This window comes from Salipiger sp. HF18, assembly GCF_011806505.1.
GTDB classification, from domain to species: domain Bacteria; phylum Pseudomonadota; class Alphaproteobacteria; order Rhodobacterales; family Rhodobacteraceae; genus Salipiger; species Salipiger thiooxidans.
In genome coordinates, this window is sequence record NZ_JAATOS010000133.1 from 1 (window position 1) to 9,687 (window position 9,687).

Annotated in this window: 6 protein-coding genes and 2 pseudogenes; all 8 read right to left on the minus strand. The window is 67.8% G+C overall.

Translation table 11 applies throughout. The features are described 5' to 3' along the window. Positions 1-244: 244 nt before the first annotated feature. On the minus strand, positions 245-1,270 hold the full coding sequence (locus tag HC022_RS12785) for an ABC transporter ATP-binding protein (protein WP_167452693.1): 1,026 nt from the start codon (positions 1,268-1,270) through the stop codon (positions 245-247). A 27-nt stretch (positions 1,271-1,297) separates the two neighbouring features. After that, positions 1,298-2,494 carry a carbohydrate ABC transporter permease gene (locus tag HC022_RS12790; RefSeq protein ID WP_167452694.1) on the minus strand — a complete coding sequence of 399 codons (1,197 nt, stop codon included), beginning with the start codon at positions 2,492-2,494 and terminating at the stop codon, positions 1,298-1,300. Positions 2,495-2,570: 76 nt separating this feature from the next. Next, positions 2,571-3,812 (minus strand): carbohydrate ABC transporter permease, encoded by a 1,242-nt coding sequence (locus HC022_RS12795; RefSeq protein WP_167452695.1) that lies wholly within the window; start codon positions 3,810-3,812, stop codon positions 2,571-2,573. 61 nt (positions 3,813-3,873) lie between these two features. Beyond that, the gene (locus HC022_RS12800) at positions 3,874-5,223 is read right to left on the minus strand and encodes an ABC transporter substrate-binding protein (protein ID WP_167452696.1); all 1,350 of its coding nucleotides are present in this window, start codon (positions 5,221-5,223) and stop codon (positions 3,874-3,876) included. A gap of 310 nt (positions 5,224-5,533) precedes the next feature. Further along, entirely contained in the window at positions 5,534-6,229 is a 696-nt protein-coding gene (urtE, locus tag HC022_RS12805) for an urea ABC transporter ATP-binding subunit UrtE (protein ID WP_008882931.1), read from the minus strand. Between the two features lie 12 nt (positions 6,230-6,241). Then, positions 6,242-6,982: pseudogene (gene urtD / locus HC022_RS12810) on the minus strand (urea ABC transporter ATP-binding protein UrtD). Next, entirely contained in the window at positions 6,979-8,187 is a 1,209-nt protein-coding gene (locus HC022_RS12815; RefSeq protein WP_167452697.1) for an urea ABC transporter permease subunit UrtC, read from the minus strand. The pseudogene urtD and the gene HC022_RS12815 overlap by 4 nt, the downstream one beginning before the upstream one ends. Before the next feature lie 403 nt (positions 8,188-8,590). Then, positions 8,591-9,687, minus strand: a pseudogene (gene urtB, locus HC022_RS12820) (urea ABC transporter permease subunit UrtB); the annotation flags it as partial.

The following is a 9,687-nucleotide window of genomic DNA, read 5'->3' on the forward strand; positions in this document are numbered from 1 at the left end:
GCAGCACCAGCGCGTGGGCATGGCCGCCGCCGACCAGCACGAGATCGCGGGTGAGGGGCAGGGCGGGGGCTTTCATCGGCGCGGCACTCCTTGCGGGACGCATGACGCCTAGCACGGCGCGCACCGCTCTCCCATGCGCGATGTCGTCAGACTGGCGAAGGGGAGGGGCGCTGCCCCTCTTGCCCTGCGGGCAATTCACCCCGGGATATTTTCGGCCACTGGAAGGGCCGGGCGCATGCGGGGATCAGCGCAGCGCGAGGCCGCCGGCGTCGAAGAGGTGGGTCTGGTCCGGCTCGAAGGCGAGGCCGCAGGGCTGGCCCGGGCTCAGGCCGGTGTCGCCATGGGCGCGCACGGTGAGCTTGCCCGCCTCGCCGCAGTCGACGATCACGTAGGTGTCGGCGCCGAGGTATTCCATCACGTCGACGGTGCCGTCGATCTCGCCGCTGCCAGCGGCGCCGATGGCGATGTGCTCGGGGCGGATGCCGAAATGCTCGGCCTCGGCGGGCAGGGGCGCGGGCAGGCGCAGGCCGGGGGTGGCGGCGGGGAAGACGTTCATCTTGGGCGAGCCGATGAACTGTGCCACGAAGAGGTTGCCCGGCCGTTCGTAGAGTTCGCGCGGGGAGCCGACCTGGCTCACCCGGCCGGCTTCCAGGACCACGATGCGGTCGGCCAGCGTCATCGCCTCGACCTGGTCATGGGTGACGTAAATCATCGTCGATTTCAGCGCCTGGTGCAGCTTGGCGATCTCGTAGCGCATCTCGACCCGGAGCGCCGCGTCGAGGTTCGAGAGCGGCTCGTCGAAGAGGAAGGCGGTGGGGTCGCGCACGATGCTCCGTCCAATGGCGACGCGCTGGCGCTGGCCGCCGCTCAGGTCCTTGGGGCGCCGGTCGAGCAGCGCCTCGAGCTTGAGGACGCGGGCGGCCTCGTCGACCTTGGCGGCCATCTCCTCCTTCGGAACGCCCGCGGCCTTGAGCGAGAAGCCCATGTTCTCGCGCACCGACATGTGGGGGTAGAGAGCGTAGCTCTGGAACACCATGGCGAGGCCGCGGCGGGCGGGGGGCTCGGCGGTGGCGTCGAGTCCGCCGATGATGATCTGCCCGCGCGAGGTCTCTTCGAGCCCCGCGATCATCCTCAGCAGGGTGGACTTGCCGCAGCCCGAGGGGCCCACGAAGATGACGAACTCGCCCTCCTCGATGTCGAGGTCGACGCCCTTGATGACCTGGGCCTCGCCGTACCATTTCTCGACGGATTTCAGTTCGATGCTTGCCATGTCTTCCTCCGGCCGCAGGGCGGCGCCTTATCCTTTCACCGAGCCTGCGGTCAGGCCCTTGGTCATGAAGCGTTCGAGCCCGAGGAACAGCACCATGATCGGCACCGTCGCGATCACCGAGCCTGCCATCAGGTGCTGGCGCGGCACTTCGGACGAGTTGAGCGAGGCGATGCCCCGGGTCAGCGTGTATTTCGACGGATCGTCCAGCAGCATGAAGGCCAGCAGGAACTCGTTCCAGGCGATCATGAAGACGTAGAGCGAGACGCTGGCCAGCGCCGGCAGCGAGAGCGGCAGGGTGATCTTCCAGATCACCGCGAGCCGCGAAAGCCCGTCCATGAGGCCGGCTTCCTCGACCTCTGCGGGGAGGCCGCGGAAGTAGCCCTGCAGCATGTAGAGTGCCACCGGGATGGTGGTGACCGGGTAGATCAGCACGATGCCGAAGATGGTGTTGCGCAACCCGGTCATCGAGAAGGCGATGTAGATCGGCAGCGCGAGGACGATCATCGGCACCATGTAGATGAGCAGGATGGAGCGCGAGAACAGCGCCTGCCCGCGGAAACGCAGCCGCGCCACCGCGTAGGCGCCGGGGATGGCGAAGGCCAGCGTGATGAGCACGGTCAGCACCGAGACGTAGAAGCTGGTCCAGAGGTAGCTGCCGAAGCTGTAGTCGCGCATCAGCTCGACGTAGCTCGAGAACAGGCCCCAACCCTGAGACAGGTCGATACTGAAGTCGAGCGGGTTGGCCATCAGCGCCGCCTGGTTCTTCAGGCTGGTCATCACCATGACGTAGAAGGGGATGAGCACGATGGCGGTGAAGAAGATGTAGCCGAAGCCGGTGAGGAAGCGGATCACCGCCTCCTCGAACTCGTGGCGGGTGAGCGCGCCGGGGCGGATCTCTTCCAGGATCGTGCGGGCGCCGAGGGCGGTGAAGAGCGCCACCGCGCCGTGGCCCGCGACCAGCGCCACGAGGCCGGCGCCGTCGTCGGCGACCATGGGGCCGAAGCCCGCGAGCCCCAGGGCCGCCATCACCACGGCCGCGCCCCAGAGCGCCATCGCCCCGTGCAGGGCCGCGAGGCCGAGTCCCGCCCCAAGCAGCAGCGACAGCAGGATCGCCGGCCGGAACGCCGCGCCGGTGGCGAAGCTCATGGCGACGGCCACGGTCACCGCGATGACGAAGCACCAGAGTGCGCCGAGGACGGGCGCCGTCACGTAGCCGCGTCTCATCGCGCCGCTCCTTTCGTGGTTTTCGACTCCTGGCCGCCCACGTGGCGGCGCGCAGGCATGATGCGGAACACCCGGCTCACAGCCCTTCCTCCCGGCTCATGACGCGGAAGAAGAACACCGAGAACAGCAGCAGGCAGCAGAAGATCACCACCGCGACCGCCGCACCCGCGCCGATGTTCGAAAGCGCAAAGGCCTGCTCGTAGACGTTCACCGTCAGCACCCGTGTGCCCGCGTTGCCGCCGGTCAGCAGGAAGATGTCGTCGAACTTGTTGAAGGTCCAGATGAAGCGCAGCAGGAACAGCACCGACAGGATGCCGAGCAGCTGCGGCAGCGACAGGTAGCGGAACTTCTGGAAGGGCGAGGCCCCGTCCATGTCCGCCGCCTCGTACATGTCGGTGTCGATGGACTGCATCCGCGCGAGGATGAAGAGGAAGCTCAGCGGGAAGTACCGCCAGATCTCGAAGAGCGTGACCATGATCAGCGCCAGCGGGCGCTCGCCGAAGAAGTTGATCGCCTCCGAGCTCACGCCCATCCGGATCAGCAGCGCGTTGGCCGAGCCCGAGAACGGGTCGAAGAGCAGGATCCAGGCAAAGGCCACGGCGATGACGGGGGCAACGTAGGGGAAGAGGTAGAGCCCGCGCAACAGGCCCTGACCGCGGAAGGACTTGTTGAGCAGCAAGGCGGCGAAGAGCCCCATGATCAGGGCGCCCAGCGTGCCGAAGATGGTGTAGAAGAGCGTCACGCCCAGCACCGACCAGAACTCGGCCCCGTCGAAGACATGGGCAAAGTTCTCGAGCGTGAAGTCGAAATTGGTGAGCACGTTGCTGGCCTGGCCGGTGATCACCGGCGCGCTGTCGGTGGCGTCGGGGCCTTCGAAGTAGCTTGCGTCGGCGGTCACCGGGATCTGCAGAGTGATGCGCTGGCCGCCCTCCCAATCGCCGAAATCGCAGTCGAGCCGGCCGTCGGCGATGGCGCAGGCGGGGTCGAGCTCGCCCGCCGCGAGCCCCTCGGGCCACGTGTCGCTGAGGGTCACGCCGAGGATCGGCTGGTCCTGCGAGGAGTTGCGGAGCCGGTAGCGCAGCGTGGCCTCGTCGCCCGCCGCTTCGAGATCGCCGCGGATGTCCTCGCGCACGATCGGGGTGGGCGGGCGCAGGTCGGCGAGGCCCACGGGTTTGAAGCTGATCCAGAACACCGCGAGCAACGGCAGGATGACCACCAGCGACACCGCCGCCAGCGTCGGGAACAGCAGCCCCCAGGCCAGCCGTGCCTCGCGCCGCGCCAGCGGGCCGGTGCCGGTGGGAGGTGTGGTGTCGGTCATGGTCGTCTCCCGTCGCGGGGCGTCCCCGGAACCCTGTGACGGGGCCCCGGGGCGCATGGTGTCAGTTGATCGCGCCGAGCTCGCTGTTGAGCTTCTCGACGGCGGCGGCGGTGTCGATGCGGCCGTCGATGTATTCGCGCACGACCCGGTTCAGCGCCTGGCTGCCGATCATCTTTGAGGCAAGCGCCAGCTGGCCGTCCTTGACGCCCCAGCGCTGCGCCACGTCGAGCCCAGCGACGATCTCGTCGATCATCTCCTGCGGGTAGAGCTCGCCCAGCGGCGCCTTGCGGTCCACGCCCACCGGCAGGGCCGACCATTCGGTCACGAAGAGCTCGGGGGCGTCTGCGGTGCCGCGGCGGATCGGGAACTTGCCCTCGGGCGCGATGGCCAGCGTGTCCACGTAGCCCTTGTCCATCGAGTACTCGACGAACTCCATGGCGGCGTCGGTCGAGGCGTCGCCGGTGATGCCGAACATGTTGATCGAGGCCCAGGCCGCACCGTCAGGATTGGACGGCCCCGAGAAGTTGGTCACGATCCCGGTCTTCGAGGCCAGCTCGGGCGAGGTCGGGTCGTCGGTGATGGTGGGCGGCGCGCTGTCGCGCAGGCCGGCGAGTTCGTCGAGGATGAAGGGCGACCAGATCACCATCGCGGCGTTGCCCGAGAAGTAGAGCGTGCGCGACTGGTCCCAGTAGAGATCGCCCGGCGGCGAGGCCTCGGCCAGCGTCTTGTAGAACTCCAGCACCTCGGCGGTCTTAGCCTCGTCGAGCGGCGCAAAGCCGTCGGGGCCCACGGGCGACACGCCGTTGGCGAGGAACACCTGCTCGAGCACCTGGCTCATGAAGGACTCGTCCACCTTGGTGGCGGCGACGAAGCCATACATCTCGGGCGGGTTGTGCAGCGCCTCGATGGCGGCCTCGACATTGGCGTAGGAGGTCGGCGGCTCGAGGCCCGCTTCCTCGAAGAGGTCGGCGCGATAGAGGATCATCTGGGTCCAGCCGTCGGCGGGCACCGAGGCATAACCGCCGTCGAAGCTTGCCATGGCCAGCGCGCCGGGGGCGAAGGTGTCCTCTCCCAGCGCCTCGATCACGTCGGTGGCCGCGTCGGGGTCGAGGATCCCCGCTTCGGCCCAGGGCAGGGCCAGCGCCAGCGGGTGGTAGATCACGTCCGGCAGGTCGCCCGCGGCAAAGGCGGCGGTGGCGCGGGTGCCAAGCTCGGATTCCGTCACCGGGATCACCTCGACGGTGTGGCCGGATTCGGCGTTGAACGCATCCGCCATCTCCTGCTGGCGCGCCAGCCGCTCGGGCTGCTCCTCGATGGTCCAGAAGCGGATGGTCTCCGCGCCTGCGGTGCCCGCGCTCAGCGCCAGTGCCATGGCGGCGCTGCACAAGAGCGGCGTTCTGATGACTTTCATGGGATCCTCCTGTCGAATGTGTCGGTCAGGCTCCGTCCGCTGCCTGCGCCGGATGGCGCGGACCGGTCGGATCCTGTCGGAAATCGCTGCGGGAGCAATCTTGCGGCGGCATGTCTGCGGCCGGATCGGCCTGGGTGGCGGGCGGTTTCACCGAAGGCACCCGCACCGCGTGGCGCGGGCGCCGTGGCGCCTCTGCTTATTTCTGCCTGTGGCAGCATGCCTACAACTCTCCCGTGCGGGAGAATTGGCTCTCAAAGCGTTTTGGGCAAGTCAAAAATGCGCCGCAACGCAGCAAGTTAGCGAAAAAATCCTAGATCGAGACCTTGGCCAGCAGCGCCTCGCGGTCGATCTCGCCCGCCTTGCCCGAAAGCGCCACCTCGCCGCGGGTGACGGCGACGAAACTGTCGGCCAGCCCCCACATGAAATCGAAGTACTGTTCGACGAGGATGATCGCCATGTCGCCCTGCGACCGCAGCTGCGAGATCACCCGGCCGATCTGCTGGATGATGTTGGGCTGGATGCCCTCGGTGGGCTCGTCGAGGAGCAGCACCCGCGGCTTCATGATCAGCGCCCGCGCGATGGCGAGCTGCTGCTGCTGTCCGCCCGACAGGTCGCCGCCACGGCGCTGGAGGAAGTCCTTGAGGATCGGGAACAGCTCGAAGATGTGCTCGGGCACCTTGTGCTCGGATTTCGGCAGGCAGGCGAAGCCGGTCTCGAGGTTTTCCTGCACCGTCATCAGCGGGAAGACCTCGCGCCCCTGCGGGACGTAGGCGATGCCCGCGCGCCCGGCCTGGAAGGCGTTGAGGTGGTCGAGCGGCTTGCCGTCGAGCGTGATGCTGCCGCCCGAATAGGGGTGCCGCCCGGCGATGGCCTTGAGCAGCGAGGTCTTGCCGACGCCGTTGGTGCCGGTGACGGCGGTGACCTTGCCGGGCTCGGCGGTCAGCGAGATGCCGTGCAGGATCTGGCTCTGGCCGTAGTGGAGGGTGAGGTTCTCGACGCTCAGCATGTGGCTCTCCCGTCAGCGGCCCAGGTAGACTTCGATGACCTGCGGGTTCGAGGTCACATGATCGAGCGAACCCTCGGCCAGCACCGAGCCCTCGCAGAGCACCGTCACCTTGCAGTCGAGGCGGCGGATGAATTCCATGTCGTGCTCGACCACCACCACCGCGTGTTTCTCGGCGGCGCGCTTGAGAAGGTCGGTGGTGTGCTCGCGCTCGGCGGGGGTCATGCCGGCGGCGGGCTCGTCGACCAGCAGCAGGCGCGGGTCCTGCGCCAGCAGCATGCCGATCTCGAGCCACTGCTTCTGGCCGTGGCTGAGCTCGCCCGCGATGCGCGGCAGCTGGTCGCTGAGCCCGATGATGCCGGCGATCTCCTCGATGCGCTCGGCGCCGCGCCTGGTCTTGCGGTAGAGCAGCACGTCGACGGGGCCGCGCTTGTTCTTCAGCGCCATGGCGAGGTTCTCGCGCACGGTCTGGGCCTCGAAGACGGTGGGCTTCTGGAACTTGCGCCCGACGCCCGCCATGGCGATCTGGCTTTCGGACATCTTGAGCAGCGAGATGGATTTCTCGCCGTAGATCATCGTGCCCTCGTCGGGGCGGGTCTTGCCGGTGATGATGTCCATGAAGGTGGTCTTGCCGGCCCCGTTGGGGCCGATGATGGCGCGCAGCTCGGGTTAGACGAGGAGGAAGGAGAGGTTGTTGATTGCCTTGAACCCGTCGAAGCTGACGGAGACGCCGGACATCTCGAGAAGCGTCTTCATTTCTCTTCCTCCCCCTCGACGGTGCGGCGGGCGCCCTTGTCCGGGCCGAAGTCGGTGGTGGACACGGGCACAGGGTGGTGGCGGGTGACGAGGTCGAAGAGCCCGCCAATGCCCTTGGGTGCAAGCAGCGTGACCGCGACAAAGCTGACGCCCAACAGCACGAGCCACCAGTCGGTCCACTGGATGGTGTAGAAGCCGAGCGGGATGTTGGGCACGCCGCCACCGGTGAACCAGCTCGACAGCAGCGACACGAAGGCCGCGCCCAGTGCGGCGCCGTAGAGCCTCCCGCGGCCGCCGATGGCGACCCAGACCGCAAGGTAGATCGAGGCGATGGGCGCGACCTCGGCCGGGTTGATGATGCCCGCCTGCGGGTAGTAGAGCGCGCCGGCAAGGCCCGCCACCACGGCGGTGACGGTGAAGACGAAGAGCTTGTAGCTCTCCACGTGGTAGCCAAGGAAGCGTACCCGGCCCTCGTTGTCGCGGATGCCGCGGATCACCGAGCCCATCTTGCCCGAGACCACCCAGGCGAAGAGCACGTATCCCGCCGCCAGTGCCGCCGCCGAGGCCCAGAAGAAGGCGATGGAGACCATGCTTTGCGGCACGCTGTCGAGCCCGGGCAGGTTCTGCAGGCCGGACAGGCCGTTGTTGCCGCGCAGCCCGCTGTCGTTCTGGAAGAGGTAGAGCGACAGCGCCAGCGTCATGGCCTGGGTCAGGATCGACAGGTACACGCCGGTGACCCGGCTGCGGAAGGCGACGATGACCACGAGCGCGAGCTGGGCCCAGAAGCTCGAGGCGAAGGCCCAGATCAGCGGGAAGTCCGAGCTGCCGACCACGCCGAAGATCTGGGTGCCGACGGCGTCGTGGATCTCTTCCGGGGTGGGGGGGACGGCAGCGGCGCGCAGGGACTCAGAGACGATGATCTCGGTGCGGGCATACATCAGCCACATGCCGATCATGTAGCCGCCGAGCCCGAAGAAGGCCATGTGCCCGAGCGACAGGATCCCGGTGTACCCCCAGACCACGTCCATCGCGACCGCCACCAGCATCAGGCAGAGCGTGCGCCCGAGCGTCTTGACGAAGCTCGTGGAAATCATGCCGTTGCCGATACCGTCCGCGAGCACGGTCACGATCAGGGTGAAGACCGCGAGCGACAGCAGGAACCAGAAGATCGAGCGGTTCCGGGTGAGGAAGGTCTGGCGGCTCATGTGCGGGCTCCGTCAGAGGTGTTGCGCCGCGCCTGCGGCGCGCGCCTGGGGGGCAGGTGGGGGCCGGCGTGCCCGGAGTGGCAGGGGCTTGAGGGGATTGCGTCGCGGGCATGGGGCAGGCGGGCTTGGGGATGGCTCCGAAAACCATCGTCCGTGTGGGGATGGCGACCTTGCAGGGGGCGCTGCCCCCGTCCGCTGGCGCGGACTCCCCCGGAGTTTACTCGGCAAGATGAAGATGCGGAGCAGCGGCGCGGGAGGGCGAGGGAGACGGTCGCATGGGTCGCCAGCTTACCCTTTGGGGGCCGGGCGCGGCCCCTGTCTTCCAATGGCCGATAAATATCCCCGCCGGAGGCAGGTCGGAGATTGCGGCCGGGAAGGGCGGTCTGGAGGTGGCGTGCCATGATCAGTCTCCCGCCGCGCGGCCCTTGAGGGCGACGATGCCCTTGGGGCGGAACTGGATGAACAGGATGATGAAGAGGATCATGTAGGTCTGTGCTGCCAGCGTGTTGGACGGGTTCAGGAACTCGATGCCCTTCTGCAGGATGCCGATCAGTCCGGCGCCCGCCAGCGTGCCCCAGACGTTGCCGACGCCGCCCACGACGACGGTCATGAAGCTCTGGACGATGTAGTTGGCGCCCATCTCGGAGGTGACCTGCGCGTAGAGGCCGATGGCGATGCCGGCGATGCCCGCGATGCCGGAGCCGAGGCCGAAGGTCAGCATGTTGATCTTGTCGGGGTTGATGCCCATCGAGGCGGCCATGCCGGGGTTCTGGGTCACGGCGCGGACCTCGAGGCCGATGCGGGTCTTGTTCAGGATGAACAGGATCAGCCCGAGGAAAATCAGCGCCAGCACGAAGATGGCGATGCGGATGTTGGCGATGCCCACCACGTCGTTCAGCACCCAGGCGCCGTCGAGCCAGGATGGCGAGGTCAGCGGCCGGGCCTGTGTGCCGAAGATGTTCTTGGCAAGCTGCTGCAGCGCGATGGAGATGCCGAAGGTGGCGAGCAGGGTCTCGAGCGGGCGATGGTAGAGCCAGCGGATCACCAGCCGCTCCATCGCCACGCCCGCGGCGAAGGTCACCGCGAAGGCCAGCGGCAGCGCCACCACGAGCGACAGCGTGTAGTCGGGGATGATCTGCTGCAAGCGCCCATCATGATGAACTCGCCGTGGGCCATGTTGATCACCCCCATCACGCCGAAGGTGATGGCAAGGCCGATGGCGGCGAGGAAGTAGATCGACGCCAGCGACAGCGCGTCGAGCGCCAGGTCGAGCGCCTGGTGCACCGCGACGCGGGTGTTGACCTCGTCAAGCGCGGCGCGGGCGGCGTCGGTGATGGCCGGGTCGCTATCGGTGTATTCGTCGTAGAAGACATGCGAGGCGAGGGCCGTCTCGACGTCGCTTTCGGTGACCAGTGGCGGCACGGTGCCGGCGCTCGCGAGGGCGGCGTAGGCACGGCCGCGGGCCTCTTCGGTGTTGAGCGCGCCGATAGGGACGCCGCC